At 63.6% G+C, this 13,384-nt stretch carries 16 protein-coding genes; 10 read left to right on the top strand and 6 right to left on the bottom strand.

Annotated elements, in window-relative coordinates; genetic code table 11:
- Positions 1–29 precede the first annotated feature (29 nt).
- The 4 genes from FSY59_RS11010 (at position 30) to FSY59_RS10995 (ending at position 2,600) form a co-directional block, all read left to right on the top strand.
- The gene (locus FSY59_RS11010) at positions 30–593 is read left to right on the top strand and encodes a nitroreductase family protein (protein ID WP_148728966.1); all 564 of its coding nucleotides are present in this window, start codon (positions 30–32) and stop codon (positions 591–593) included.
- A gap of 137 nt (positions 594–730) precedes the next feature.
- Positions 731–1,852, top strand: a complete 1,122-nt coding sequence (locus tag FSY59_RS11005) for an HPP family protein (RefSeq protein ID WP_232536072.1) — start codon at positions 731–733, stop codon at positions 1,850–1,852.
- A gap of 89 nt (positions 1,853–1,941) precedes the next feature.
- Complete coding sequence (locus tag FSY59_RS11000) at positions 1,942–2,160, top strand: hypothetical protein (RefSeq protein ID WP_003059493.1); 219 nt, start codon at positions 1,942–1,944, stop codon at positions 2,158–2,160.
- Positions 2,161–2,246: 86 nt separating this feature from the next.
- On the top strand, positions 2,247–2,600 hold the full coding sequence (locus FSY59_RS10995) for a hypothetical protein (RefSeq protein WP_019042310.1): 354 nt from the start codon (positions 2,247–2,249) through the stop codon (positions 2,598–2,600).
- Between the two features lie 15 nt (positions 2,601–2,615).
- Here FSY59_RS10995 and FSY59_RS10990 read toward each other — a convergent pair whose 3' ends face one another.
- Together FSY59_RS10990 and pyrE are read right to left on the bottom strand one after the other, a co-directional pair.
- On the bottom strand, positions 2,616–3,281 hold the full coding sequence (locus tag FSY59_RS10990) for a hypothetical protein (RefSeq protein ID WP_003059498.1): 666 nt from the start codon (positions 3,279–3,281) through the stop codon (positions 2,616–2,618).
- A gap of 8 nt (positions 3,282–3,289) precedes the next feature.
- A complete protein-coding gene (gene pyrE, locus FSY59_RS10985) occupies positions 3,290–3,991 on the bottom strand; it encodes an orotate phosphoribosyltransferase (protein ID WP_003059500.1) in 702 nt (233 codons plus the stop codon).
- A 10-nt stretch (positions 3,992–4,001) separates the two neighbouring features.
- Here pyrE and FSY59_RS10980 point away from each other — a divergent pair, with 10 nt between their 5' ends.
- Together FSY59_RS10980 and azu are read left to right on the top strand one after the other, a co-directional pair.
- Positions 4,002–4,805 (top strand): exodeoxyribonuclease III, encoded by an 804-nt coding sequence (locus FSY59_RS10980; RefSeq protein WP_019042312.1) that lies wholly within the window; start codon positions 4,002–4,004, stop codon positions 4,803–4,805.
- 192 nt (positions 4,806–4,997) lie between these two features.
- Positions 4,998–5,453 carry an azurin gene (gene azu, locus FSY59_RS10975; RefSeq protein ID WP_003059504.1) on the top strand — a complete coding sequence of 152 codons (456 nt, stop codon included), beginning with the start codon at positions 4,998–5,000 and terminating at the stop codon, positions 5,451–5,453.
- Positions 5,454–5,620: 167 nt separating this feature from the next.
- Here the strand turns inward: azu and FSY59_RS10970 are convergent, their stop codons facing one another.
- Positions 5,621–6,076, bottom strand: coding sequence for an Lrp/AsnC family transcriptional regulator (locus tag FSY59_RS10970; protein WP_019042313.1), 456 nt, complete (start codon positions 6,074–6,076; stop codon positions 5,621–5,623).
- A gap of 105 nt (positions 6,077–6,181) precedes the next feature.
- Here FSY59_RS10970 and FSY59_RS10965 point away from each other — a divergent pair, with 105 nt between their 5' ends.
- Entirely contained in the window at positions 6,182–6,808 is a 627-nt protein-coding gene (locus FSY59_RS10965) for a LysE family translocator (RefSeq protein WP_050872930.1), read from the top strand.
- A 172-nt stretch (positions 6,809–6,980) separates the two neighbouring features.
- Here the strand turns inward: FSY59_RS10965 and pntB are convergent, their stop codons facing one another.
- Both pntB and FSY59_RS10955 read right to left on the bottom strand, forming a co-directional pair.
- Positions 6,981–8,396: a Re/Si-specific NAD(P)(+) transhydrogenase subunit beta gene (pntB, locus tag FSY59_RS10960; RefSeq protein WP_003059509.1), complete on the bottom strand. Its 1,416-nt coding sequence runs from the start codon at positions 8,394–8,396 to the stop codon at positions 6,981–6,983.
- Between the two features lie 27 nt (positions 8,397–8,423).
- Positions 8,424–10,073 (bottom strand): Re/Si-specific NAD(P)(+) transhydrogenase subunit alpha, encoded by a 1,650-nt coding sequence (locus FSY59_RS10955; RefSeq protein WP_255439336.1) that lies wholly within the window; start codon positions 10,071–10,073, stop codon positions 8,424–8,426.
- Positions 10,074–10,415: 342 nt separating this feature from the next.
- Between FSY59_RS10955 and FSY59_RS10950 the strand changes: the two genes are divergently transcribed.
- From FSY59_RS10950 to FSY59_RS10940, 3 genes are all read left to right on the top strand, one after another.
- The gene (locus FSY59_RS10950) at positions 10,416–11,054 is read left to right on the top strand and encodes an MBL fold metallo-hydrolase (protein ID WP_043370580.1); all 639 of its coding nucleotides are present in this window, start codon (positions 10,416–10,418) and stop codon (positions 11,052–11,054) included.
- 92 nt (positions 11,055–11,146) lie between these two features.
- Entirely contained in the window at positions 11,147–11,509 is a 363-nt protein-coding gene (locus tag FSY59_RS27670; RefSeq protein ID WP_003059512.1) for a hypothetical protein, read from the top strand.
- 125 nt (positions 11,510–11,634) lie between these two features.
- Positions 11,635–12,720, top strand: coding sequence for a hypothetical protein (locus FSY59_RS10940; RefSeq protein ID WP_148728965.1), 1,086 nt, complete (start codon positions 11,635–11,637; stop codon positions 12,718–12,720).
- On the opposite strand, the gene FSY59_RS10935 is transcribed toward FSY59_RS10940, so the two are convergent.
- Positions 12,717–13,382 (bottom strand): pseudouridine synthase, encoded by a 666-nt coding sequence (locus tag FSY59_RS10935; RefSeq protein WP_003059515.1) that lies wholly within the window; start codon positions 13,380–13,382, stop codon positions 12,717–12,719. The two genes, FSY59_RS10940 and FSY59_RS10935, sit on opposite strands and share 4 nt — an antisense overlap.
- Positions 13,383–13,384 lie beyond the last annotated feature (2 nt).

Below are 13,384 nucleotides of genomic sequence, written 5' to 3'. Positions count from 1 at the left end.
GACGGGCCCGTTTCTTTTGAGAGATCACCATGAGCACCACCCGTACCAGCACCGTCCCCGTTCACACGCAATTCATAGAGCGCATGTCGCCGCGCGCCTTTGTGCCCGAAGCATTGAGCGCCGCCCAGATCGAGCAACTGGTGGAAGCCGCCCGCTGGGCGCCTTCGGCCAGCAACAAGCAACCCTGGCACTTTGCCTATGCCCTGCGTGACGACGCGAACTGGCAGGCGTTCTCGCAGATCCCCAACGAAGCCAACCGCCGCTGGTGTCTGAATGGCGGCGCGCTGATCGTGCTGCTGTCGGACAAGCAGGCCTCGGCCGCCAAGCACAGCTTCGATGCGGGCTGTGCCTGGGGCTACCTGGCGCTGCAGGCCCATGCCATGGGTCTGGCTACACATGCCATGGGCGGCTTCTCGGCGGACGAAGCCCGCAAGGTGCTGAAGCTGCCCGAGCATCTGGTGCCCGAATGCGTGATTGCCGTGGGCCGCCGCGCCGATGCAGCCACCCTGCCCGACGACCTGCGCGAACGCGAGCTGCCGTCCAGCCGCAAACCGCTGGTCGAAGTGCTGAGCGCCGGTGCCGTGCCAGCCTGAAGCGCCAGCCCCGCTGGCAAAGCTCCACAGCCCACCCTGTGGAGCTTTTTTTGACAGAATTGCCGCATTAGCAAATACAACATTGCGGGTGCAGCTGTCCATTCTGCAACCCAGCAGCCATAGCCTATATGTCCGTCATGCAAACAATGTGGCAACGCCTGGGGCCGGTGGCCTCGCGCCCTTCTTGGAAAGAGCTGGTACGCGCCAGCATCGGTGCCGGCCTGGGTCTGGCACTGGCCGGCATCCTGGTGGGACTGGTCGAGCATTTCTTTCCCAACACCCTGTTCCTGTTCGCACCGCTGGGCGCCACGGCCGTGCTGGTGTTCGCCGTGCCCAGCAGCCCGCTGGCCCAGCCCTGGAACTGTGTGGTCGGCAACACCGTGCCCGCGCTCTACACCCTGCTGCTGCTGTGGGCGTTCCCCATGCTGTCCCAGACCTCGCTGGCTGCGCTGGCGGTGGCGGGCGCCATCGCCCTGATGCTGCTGCTGCGTGCCCTGCACCCGCCGGGAGGCGCCGTGGCCTTGCTGACAGTACTGGCTGCGTCCCAGATGGCGCCGCTGGGCTGGCATCTGCTGGTACCCATGGCCGTGCTCTCGGGCGTTCTTGCCGCCGTCGGCGTGCTCTACCATCGCGCCTGCGGCCGCCCTTATCTGCACCAGCCGCCCCAGGTGGCCAAAACCCGGCGCCCCACCACGCGTCTGGCGCTGAGCGAGCAGGATCTGGAGCAGCTGCTGCAACGCTTTGAACAAAGCTACAACCTGACCCCCGAGGATCTGGGCGAGCTGCTGGCCGCCGCCGAGGAAGAGGCCATCAAGCGCCGCCTGTCCAGCGTGAACTGCGGCACCGTCATGTCCGCCAAGCTGCTGACCGTGGGCCCGCAGACTCCGCTCGAGGAAGTAGCCGAGCTGTTTCACCGTCATCTGGTCAAAAGTCTGCCCGTGGTCGATGCCCAGGGCGAGCTGATCGGCCGTGTGCTGCGTGCCGACCTGTTCGACTGGCTCTGGCAGGACCATCGCTCACGCCAGCAGCAAAATCTCTGGCAACGCCTGCGCAGCCGGCCATCCAAGGTGCAATCCGTGGCCCAGGAGCTGATGCGCGCGCCCGAGATGAGCGTGCAGGAAGACACTCCCATGGGCGATCTGCTGCACGAGCTGGCATCGCATAGCGTGCAGTTCATTGCCGTGCTGCGAGGCAAGACCCTGGTCGGCGTCATCACGCGCTCCGACGTGATCCGCACCCTGCTATCCATCAATCAATAACCCTGGGGGCAAAGCCCTCTTGCCTGACCTGTCCTGCTGGATAAACTATGGGCAGTACTGGTTTGATTGCCCGAAAAGGAGTTGCTGCCATGGACGCCGTGTTCACCCCCAACCTCGACAAGCTGCGCAACATCGTGCAAAGCTTTGGCGCCAATTCCTTTACCGCGACACAGGTGGCCACGGAGTACGAGGGGAGCACCGCCAGCAGCGAGGTCACCAAGACCTTCGAAGAGCTGCTCGCCCAGCACGCAGCCGTGCTGGGCATCCAGTCCGTGCCGGGCCACTATCTGGTCTGGCGCGCAAACTGAGCCGCTGACAAGCCCCTTCATGCATGCCCACCCCGGTGGGTATTTTCTTTTTCATCCAGGGATCAACTGGGCTAAAGTGCGGCGCCATGTCGCTGATTCCTCTTTCCCTCTGGTTGCCGCTGTCCGTTGCGGCCTGCGTGCTGCTGGTGCTGGCTGCCATGGGCTGGCTCTGGCGCTCGGCCCTTCGCGTTCCAGCGGGCAGCCGTGACGGCCGCAATATGCGCAACATGGCCACCATTGCCAGTGCTGGCCTGCTGCTATGGCTGGCCTATGGATTGTTCAAGGGTTATGGGGCGCTGTGGCAGGCCGATGCCCTGCTGCTCATGGCCCAGGCATCGCTGCTGGTACAGATGCCATTGATCATCGCCGCAGTGGCCTGGATTGCGGCCCTGCTGCTGGGCCGCGTCATGGCCATGCACAAGAACAGTCACGAAGACTGAAAGCGCGACACGCTCTCAGGGCGCGCGTGGTGCGGTCGGTGTCTGGTCCGCCCATAGCTTGCGCAGCTGCTGCAGCTCGGCATCGAAGCGCTGGCTGATGCGCTGCTTTTCCTCTTCCTGCTGCTTGATGAAGCGCTGCTGCTCGGCCTGGGAGTCCGTGTTGTCGTCCAGCTGGCGGCGCAGATTGGCCGGAGCCTTCTTCGGATCGTTCTGGTAGAACTCCAGCTCGGTATTGAGCTTGCGGCGGCGCTCCTTGAGATCGACCTGGCGCTGCTGGGCCACGCCGATCACATCGTTGACCTGGGAAATCGCCTCGGCTCTGGCGGCGTCATGCACACCCTGATTGGGAAAGCGCGCCAGCATGGCGCGGTCACGCGAGCGTTCTTCGCGCAGGCGCTGCTGCTCGGCCTGATCCTGGCGGCGCTTGGCTTCCAGGGCGCTGCGCTCCTGATCGGTCAGTGTCGGGCCCACGCGGCGCAGTTCGACCCCCGTGTTGCCGAGCACACGCTGCTCGCGATCGACGCAGGAGGCAATCGGCCTGTCGGCCGTGATGCGCCTCCCGCTGGCATCCGTGCAGGCGTAGATACCGCCGCCATTGACCTGGGCTTGAGCCGGCATGGCCCCTGCCCAGACGGTAGCTACCACATACAAACTCAGTTTTGCATGCAAGGCCTGCTTCATTTGCGTGTTTATTCCTTGTCTTCGACGCCATAACGCTGACGGTAGGCCAGCACGCGTTCATGATGCTCGGGGCCGGCCTCGCCGCCTTGCTGCTCGAGATAAAGCAACAAATCGGCCAGCTTGGCAATCGCACACACCTGCATGCCCAGCTGGTTGCGCACATATTGCACAGCGCTGTGCGACACGTCCTGACCATTCTCTGTTGCCATTTCCTGACGATCCAGAGCGATGGCCACGGCGTGCGGCTCGGCACCGGCAGCCTTGATGATAGCAATCGACTCACGCGCAGCCGTGCCGGCCGACATCACGTCGTCGATGATGAGCACGCGGCCCTTGAGGGGAGCGCCCACCAGGGTGCCGCCTTCGCCATGATCCTTGGCTTCCTTGCGGTTATAGGCAAAGGGCACGTTCTTGCCCTGGCGCGCCAGCTCCACCGCCACCGTCGCAGCCAGAGGAATGCCCTTGTAGGCAGGGCCGAAGACCATGTCAAACTCCATGCCGCTGGCCAGAATGGCTTTTGCATAGAATTCAGAAAGACGGGCCATCTTGGCCCCATCGTCGAACAGGCCGGCATTGAAGAAGTACGGGCTCATGCGCCCGGCCTTGGTCTTGAATTCGCCAAAACGCAGCACGCCCGCATCGACGGCAAACTGCACGAAATCCTGCGCCAGACGGTCTGCACCGCCCATTGGCTTCTCACTCACCACCATGGATTCATCCTTGTTCAAATTAACCAGCCTCAACCTCAACGGTATCCGCTCTGCCACGACCAAAGGCGCCGAAGCCTGGATCGAAGCCACTGCGCCGGATTGTATTTGTGTCCAGGAAATCAAGGCCCAGGCTTCGGATATGGCCGGGCGCTTCGAAGTGTTGGCCGGCATGAAGGGCTACTTCCACTTTGCCGAGAAGAAGGGCTACTCGGGCGTGGGCGTCTATACCCGCCACGAGCCCAGCGATGTGGTCGTGGGCTTCGACATCGACGAGTTCGACGCCGAAGGCCGCTATGTCGAAACCCGCTTCGACACCCCCACGCGCAAGCTCTCCGTCATCAGCGCCTACTTTCCCAGCGGCAGCTCGGGCGAGCTGCGCCAGGAAGCCAAGTTCCGCTTTCTGGCCAAGATGCATAGTCACTTGATGCACCTCAAGGCCGAGCGTGACTTCGTGCTCTGTGGCGACATCAACATCGCCCACCAGCAGGCCGACCTGAAGAACTGGCGCGGCAACCAGAAGAACAGCGGCTTCCTGCCCGAAGAGCGCGACTGGATGACGAAGCTGTTGCACAAGACCGAGATCAGCGGCGGTCTGGTGGACGTCTACCGCCTGCTCCAGCCCGACACCACGGATGCCTGCTACACATGGTGGAGCAACCGGGGCCAGGCCTATGCCAACAACGTGGGATGGCGACTGGACTACCACCTGGCCACGCCGGCGGTCGCGGCCCTGGCACGCACCGAGTCCATCTACAAGGGCGAGAAGTTCTCGGACCACGCGCCCATCACCATTGGCTATGACCTGACGCTCTGAGGCGTGCAAGCAACGCCGGCAGCGCAGGCATGCTCGGCGAATTGAGTTAGCGCAAGGTGCAACAGTACAACCCATGCGAGCATGAGTTGTACTGAGCCGGCTGGGCAGGTTTCCGAAAGAATGAACGGCGGAACCTGGAGGGCGACAAGGCCACAGCGGTTCCCGTTTCGCTTTTAGGAAAAGGAATAGCCAATGAAGAAGATTCTGATGACCCTGGCCCTGTGTGCAGCCGGTGCCCTGAGCGCACCCGCCATGGCGGCAGGCTGCGAAGCCGTCGTCGAGAGCAACGACGCCATGCAGTTCAATGTCAAAAGCATCGATGTGCCCAAGTCCTGCAAGAAGTTCAGCGTGACTCTCAAGCATGTGGGCAAGATGCCCAAGACGGCCATGGGCCACAACATCGTGGTCAGCACCGCAGCCGATATGCAGCCCGTGATCACCGACGGCATGGCCGCCGGCGCTGGCGCCGACTATGTGAAGGCCGGCGATGCACGCGTGCTGGCGCATTCCAAGCTCATCGGCGGCGGCGAGACCACCAAGTTCGATATCGACGTGGCCAAGCTCAAGGCTGGCACGGACTACGCCTTCTTCTGCAGCTTCCCCGGCCACTCGGCCCTCATGAAGGGTTCGCTCAAGCTGGGTTCCTGATCCGGAAATTCTATTTTTTTAGTAGCTGCTAGCGCTTTCCTTCAAAGGTTTTCAGATATATAAATACCTGAAAACCTTGATAAGAAAGCGCAATTAGCTTCTGAATAAATAGCAAATCTGACTGACCCAAAGCGCCTGTGACGAAAGTCACCGGCGCTTTTTCATGGCTACTCCATCGCGGAGGTCAGCGGTCTGTTGGTCACCACATGCTTCATGACCAGCGTGGAAGTCATGCGCAGCACGCCGGGCAGCCGGGTCAGGTGCTCGTCATAGAGCCGCTGATAGGCCGGCAGATCCCGCACCACGACCTGCAGCAGGTAGTCCGGGTCGCCAAACAGGCGCTGGGCCTGCACCACATTGTCGAGCCGGGCCACCGCGTCCTCGAACGCGGGCACGGACTTGCTGTCCTTGAGCGTGACAAAGACCAGCGACGAAAAATCCAGCCCCAGTGCCACAGGGTCCAGCTCGGCGCGGTAGCCGCGAATCACGCCCGATTCCTCCAGCGCACGCACACGCCGGTGGCAGGGCGACAGGCTCAGGCCCACCTGCTCGGCCAGCTCGGTCACCGTGAGGCGGCCATTGTTTTCGAGCGCAGCAAGAATTTTTCGATCCAGCGAATTCACGTGGCAGTTTCTTCCAATTTCAAACCGATCAGCGGCGAATATTGAGAGCACATTCTCGCTCCTCTTCCATATTCTCTCGGTATCAACGCTTTTCGAGGGAATTTCGTGTCCTACGCCGCCTTGACCGCCTTCTGGGCCGTGTCCTTTCTTCTGGTGCTCACGCCCGGGGCCGACTGGGCCTATGTGATCTCGGCCGGTCTGCGCGGCCGGCGGCTGGTGCTGCCTGCCACGCTGGGCCTGGCCTGCGGCGCGCTGCTGGCCACGCTGGCGGTGGCTGCCGGCGTAGGCGCCCTGGTCGCACGCAACCCGGCCCTGCTGACCGCCTTGACGGCCACCGGCGCGCTTTATCTGGCCTGGATGGGCGTGGGCCTGTGGCGCAGCCCGGCCGCCATCAGCCGTGCCGCAGATGCCGAGGCCGGCACGCGCTGGCACTGGACGGTCAAGGGAGCCAGCGTCAGCGGCCTCAATCCCAAACAGCTGTTGCTGCTGCTGGCCCTGCTACCGCAGTTTGTGCGGCCCGCCGAGGGCTGGCCGGTGTTTGCGCAGATCATGGTGCTGGGCGCCGTCCATGCGGCCAGCTGTGCCGTGGTCTACTTCGGCGTGGGCTGGGGCTCGCAAAGCGTGCTGCGCTCGCGCCCCGCAGCCGCGCTGGCCGTCTCGCGCCTGTCGGGCACGCTGATGCTGGTGATTGCCGCCGTGCTGCTGGGCGAGATCGCCGTCCCGCATCTCTGAAAGACAAAATGCCTGCGGCCGAACACCGCAGGCATTTCAGGGACAGACCCAGGCTGCAAGCCCCGCACGCAGGGCAGGAGCCGCCTCGCGGCGGGGACGCCCGGCACAGGATGGCCTCCTCCCGCATTGCATGGCTGCAGAGGATCGCCTCAGGGGCAGTCGCCCCATTTCATCAGCTCTTCAGCGCTCCCAGCACCTCGTCGAGCATCTTCTTGGCATCGCCGAACAGCATGCGGTTGTTGTCCTTGTAGAACAGCGGATTGTCCACGCCTGCATAGCCGGAGGCCATGGAGCGCTTCATCACGATGGAGGTCTTGGCCTTCCACACTTCCAGCACCGGCATGCCGGCGATGGGGCTGTCAGGGTCGTCCTGAGCCGCGGGGTTCACGATGTCGTTCGCGCCGATGACGATGGCCACATCGGTCTCGGGGAAGTCTTCGTTGATCTCGTCCATCTCCATCACGATGTCGTAAGGCACCTTGGCCTCGGCCAGCAGCACGTTCATGTGACCGGGCATGCGGCCCGCCACCGGATGGATGGCAAAGCGCACAGCGACGCCTTTTTCGCGCAGGGTCCTGGTGATTTCGTTGACCGTGTGCTGGGCCTGGGCCACGGCCATGCCGTAGCCGGGCACGATGATGGCGCTCTTGGCTTCGCGCAGCAGCTCGGCCGTCTCGGCCGCGCTGACGGGCGCCACTTCGCCCTGGGGCTCGGCAGCCGCAGCGGCACCGCCCTTCCTGGCCGGCGCGCCGGAGCCGAAGCCGCCCGCAATCACGCTGATGAAGTTGCGATTCATGGCCTGGCACATGATGTAGCTCAGGATGGCACCCGAAGAGCCCACCAGCGCGCCCGTGACGATCAGCAGGTCATTGCCCAGCATGAAGCCGGTGGCCGCCGCCGCCCAGCCCGAGTAGCTGTTGAGCATGGAGACCACCACGGGCATGTCGGCGCCACCGATGGCCATGACCATGTGCACGCCGAACAGCAGCGCAATGGCGGTCATCACGACCAGCGGCAACATGCCGTCAGCCACGGTTTCGGCATGCAGAAACTCGCGGCCGAACCAGATCACCACCAGCAGCGCGAGCAGATTGAGCCAGTGGCGTGCGGGCAGCAGCAGCGGCTTGCCGCCTATCCTGCCGTTGAGCTTGCCGAAGGCAATCAGCGAGCCCGAGAAGGTGACCGCGCCGATCAGGATGCCCACGTAGATTTCCACCTCGTGAATGGCTTTTTCTGCGCCAGCGAGCTGGATGGAGGTATCGACATAGCTGGCAAAGCCCACCAGACATGCCGCCAGACCGACCAGGCTGTGCATGAGGGCAACCAGTTCAGGCATCTGGGTCATCTTGACGACCCTGGCCGCATACAGGCCGATACCACCGCCGAGCACCAGCGCGCCGACGATCCAGGCGATGCCGCCGGCATCGACACGCGGGCCGAACACGGTGGCCAGCACGGCCAGCGCCATGCCGACCATGCCGAACAGATTGCCGCGGCGCGAGGTTTCGGGGTTCGACAGGCCGCCGAGGCTGAGGATGAACAAAATGGCAGCCCCCAGATAGGCGACCGTTGCGAGACTTTGGGACATGGTGTTTCTCTCTTGTGCTCGTTCTTCTTATTTGCGGAACATGGCCAGCATGCGGCGTGTCACGGCAAAGCCGCCAAACATATTGACTGCAGTCAACACAAGCGCGGCAAAGGCCAGCCAGCGAATCAGTTCATCCGGACGGCCCGTGCCTGCCGTGCCCGGCGGCGCAATCTGCACCAGCGCGCCAATGGCGATGATGCTGGAGATGGCGTTCGTCACGCTCATCAGCGGCGTGTGCAGTGCAGGCGTCACATTCCACACCACCATGTAGCCGATGAAACAGGCCAGCACGAACACCGTGAAGTGCCCCAGGAAGGCCGCTGGCGCATAGGCGCCGATGAACCAGAAGGCCACGGCAGCAATCGCAAAAATAATGGCCAAGGTCTTGGCCGGCAGCGGTCCGGCAGCGCCGTGGCCATGGCCGCCTTTCTTCTGCTCCACCACCGCCGCAGCGGGCTTGGGGGCTGGCTTGGGTGCCTGGGCAATGGGCGGAGCAGGCCAGGTGATTTCGCCGTCCTTGACAACCGTCAGGCCTCGAATCGCATCGTCCTCCATATTCACCACGGCCACGCCATCCTTGGCCTTGCACAGCTCTTCCGTCAGGCGCAGCAGATTGGTCGCATACAGCGTTGACGACTGCTTGGCCAGGCGCGATGCGAGGTCGGTGTAGCCGATGATGGTCACGCCGTGGCGCACCACGGCCTCATTGGGCACGGTCAGCTCGCAGTTGCCGCCCTGCTCGGCCGCCATGTCGACGATCACGCTGCCGGGCTTCATGCTCTGCACCATCTCGGCCGTGATCAGCTTGGGCGCCGGTTTTCCGGGAATCAGCGCGGTGGTGATGATGATGTCGGCCTCCCTGGCCTGCTGGGCATACATCTGGCGCTGCGCGGCCTGGAAGCCCTCGCTCATCACCTTGGCATAGCCACCGCCGCCAGCACCGTCTTCTTCGTAATCGACCTTGACGAACTCGCCGCCCAGCGAAGTGACCTGATCGGCCACCTCGGCACGCGTGTCATTGGCGCGCACGATGGCGCCCAGGTTGGCGGCCGTGCCGATGGCCGACAGGCCGGCCACGCCAGCGCCAGCAATGAAGACCTTGGCGGGTGGTACCTTGCCTGCCGCCGTGATCTGGCCATTGAAATAGCGACCAAAGGCGTTGGCGGCCTCGATCACGGCGCGGTAGCCAGAGACGCCAGCCATCGAAGTCAGCGCATCCATCTTCTGCGCGCGGCTAAGCGTGCGGGGCAGCGCGTCGATCGCCAGCACAGTCACTTTCCGGGCCTCCAGCTGCTGCATCAGGTCGGGGTTCTGGGCCGGCCAGATGAAGTCGATCAGGATCTGGCCTTCGCGCATTAAGGCTACCTCCTCCTGAGTGGGCGGCCTCACCTTGAAGATGATGTCGGCGCCAGCCCAGAGCGCTGCGGCCGTGGGCAGGACTTCGGCCCCCGCGGCCCGGTAGGCCTCGTCGCTGAAGTTGGCGGCATCGCCAGCGCCCGATTCGATGGCGACCGAAAAACCCAGCTTGACGAGTTTTTCAACCACATCGGGTACGGTGGCCACACGCTTTTCCAGCGGCAATGTTTCCCGCGGGATGCCGATGCGTTGGGCGCCAGAGCGCTGGGCGTCACCACGCTGGGCGTCAGCGCCGCTCGGCTGGTTGGAAGAGGTAGACATGCAGAGTCTCCTGGAGTTTGAAAACGGTTTTCCTCCAGACCGACCCGTCCCCTGCCATTCCTGCCCGTGGGAGGAACTTGTATTGCATGGGCATGGGCACGGCCTGAACGATCTTGAAACTGTGTCGGGCCGCTTCCCATGAAGCGACTGCCCGCTGCCTTGCAGCACAAATACGTTTTAGCAGCCCGCACCAAAATGGGGCACTCGCATCCATGCTAGCTCAAATGAGGGATGACGCCAGAATCTGAGCGGGCATTTTTGATGCGCGTGTCATGCCGTGTCATGCTTGCGGGGTTCGCTGACCGCGAGACTACGCAAACGCCCGAAAAATACAAGTCACCCATGTTGCAATATCACACCGTCCCCGTCACCGCCTTTCAACAGAACTGCTCTCTCGTCTGGTGCGACCAGACCATGGATGCGGCCGTCATCGACCCCGGTGGTGATATCGAGCAGATCGAGTGGGAGGCGGAGCGCCTGGGCCTGAATCTCAAGGCCATCTGGATCACCCACGCCCATATCGACCATGCCGGAGGCACCAGCGAGCTGGCGGCCAAGCACGCCTTGCCCATCATCGGCCCGCATGAGGGCGATCAATTCTGGATCGACGGCCTGCCCCAGCAAGGCGCCATGTTCGGCTTTCCCCACTCCGACCCCTTTGTGCCCACGCGCTGGCTGCATGACGGCGACACCGTGACCATCGGCCAGGAAACGCTGAACGTGCGCCACTGCCCCGGCCACACGCCCGGCCATGTGGTCTTCCACTCGCCGCAGATCGACCGCGCCTTTGTCGGCGATGTGCTGTTTGCCGGCAGCATAGGCCGCACGGACTTCCCCCAGGGCAACCATCAGCAGCTGATCGACTCCATCGTGCAGCGTCTGTGGCCCATGGGCGACCAGACGATCTTCATCCCCGGCCATGGCCCGGAAAGCAGCTTCGGCCGCGAGCGCAAGCTGAACCCTTATGTCAGCGGGACCTGAAGCCTGACGGCCGACGCTTGCGGGATCGGGTCTTCCGTAGCAGCATGCGCTTGTCACGCCTTGTGACATCACATCTGTTGGAGGGAGTTCGTATGCGCAATTTATGGAAAATTTGCCTGGCTTCAGCCCTGGTCAGCGGCACATTGCCCAGCCTGGCCCAGGCTCCGGCAGCAGCTCCTGCTGCTCCGGCCGCCAAAACAGCCCCCATGCCCGCCAAGCCGGCGGCAGCACCAGCCGCGAAGGCGGCACCGGCACCAGGGGCTGCAGGCGCCAAGCCGGCCACGACCGCAGCACCTGGCGGCGGGGCAGGCAAGGTCTGGGCCAATGAGGACAGCAAGATCTATCACTGCCCCGGCACCCGTTTCTACGGTACGACCAAGAACGGCAAGTACATGAGCGAAGCCGATGCCAAGGCCGCCGGCATGCACGGCGCCAACAACAAAAGCTGCAGCTGATCCCGCAGCCTGCAAGCATCGCGCTGACCTGCGTTTGCAGGCAGCGCTTTTTTTCATGTAGAACAGACTCAAACGCCTGCCTATCAATCGCAAGCAGCTATCAATTTAAAAGGACAATCGCGGGCATGAACTGGCTGGTCGGACTGGTTTTCTTGTTGCTGGCAGCCTTGCTGCTATGGGCTTTTTCGGCGCTGCTCATCAGCATGCTCGCCGGCCTGGCGGTCAGCGCCCTGCTATGGCAGCCGCTGCGCCGGTGGCGCCACAGGCAATGGCTACACAAGCTCGAACAAAACCCGGCCCTCGATCTCCAGCAGCAGGCCCCTGGAGCCCTGTTTTATCTGCTGTCCGCAGCCGTGGTGCTGCTGGGATGCGCCGCCGCGCTGACCACCCTGATTCATCTTCCCGACCGCCTTTACTCGCCCGAGCAGCTTTCTCTGGTCTGTGGTCTGGTATTTGCCATCAGTCTTGCAACGCTCATCAAGCTGAGCGGCAATCTCGTCAGCCTGGGCGAGGATGCCGCTGCCGCCGCCGAGATCCGGGCGTCCTGGTCACTGGCGACAGGCATTGTGCCCATGCTGTGCGTGGTCGCCCTGATTTTCTTCGTACCGCATACGGCAGGCTGGATGGTCTGGCGCGAGCAATGGCGGGGCTATGACAGCACGCGGCTGCGCATCCCCCTAAGGCATCACAATGCCGAGCAGCAGCAGGCCTTGCTGCAACTGGTGCGCCCATTGCTGGAGCAAGGCAGCCGCGTCCTCAGTCACCGTGCCCGCTCGCGCAGCGGCAGCAGCTATACCCTCAGCGCTGCACTACCCGCACGCTATCGTTTTCATGGGGATGCGCTGGAGCTGCAACTGGCGGGTCTGATGCCCCAGGAACAGCTCAATATGCACCTGCAGGCCCTGGTTTCCGTGGTGCAAGGAGAAGTCGGCAGCCTGCCACTGGCCTATGCCCAGTGCCAACCATCCCCCGATTGGTGGGGCAGGCAGCGCTTTCTCGGACGCGGCCAGCAAGCCATGCAATCGCTGCGCGACTGCGTGCGGACTCGCCAGTCCGAACTGAATCCCGCTCTTGCAGTACTGCAGGGCAATCTGCAGGAGGTGCAAGTGGGCTGGATTCGCTTTCGCCCCTGGCCGGCTCTGCCGCGCTGGCAGGCATTTGCCCTGCCCGAAGATGAAGATGAGCTGCAGCGGCTCGATACCTTGCGCTAAACGACCGGCAGCACATCCAGCCACTGGCCGGGCTCCAGCCCTTCGATCGAGTAAGGCCCCACGGCCATGCGCACCAGGCGCAGCGTGGGATGGCCGACGGCAGCGGTCATGCGGCGCACCTGGCGGTTCTTGCCCTCGCGGATGATGAGCTCGATCCAGCAATCGGGAATGTTCTGGCGCACGCGAATCGGCGGGTTGCGCGGCCACATGCTGGGCTGGGGTTCTATCAGGCGGGCCCTCGCGGGCAGGGTCTTGCCATCGCTCAATTCGACGCCATCGCGCAGGCGCTGCAGCGCGGCTTCGTCGGGCACGCCTTCGACCTGCACCCAGTAGGTCTTCTCCATCTTGTGGCGCGGATCGGCAATGCGAGCCTGCAACTGGCCGTCATTGGTCAGCAGCAGCAGGCCTTCGCTGTCGGCATCGAGCCGGCCCGCCACATAGACACCGGGCGCATCGATCCAGTCCTTGAGGCCCTGCCATTTGCCCTCGGGCGTGAACTGGCTCAGCACCCCATAGGGCTTGTGAAAGCACAGCAGGCGCGTGACCTCGGGCCGGGGCGCGGGCTGGCGCACCGCAGTGCTGCGGCGCAAGTTGCTGGAGCGATGGGAAGAGAACGGGCGAGGCATGGCTGCGAGCTTAGCAACAAAGGCCGGGACTGACATCA

Source organism: Comamonas sp. Z3 (assembly GCF_008121565.1).
GTDB classification, from domain to species: Bacteria; Pseudomonadota; Gammaproteobacteria; order Burkholderiales; family Burkholderiaceae_C; genus Comamonas; species Comamonas brasiliensis.
This window is presented reverse-complemented; position numbering and strand designations above follow the sequence as displayed.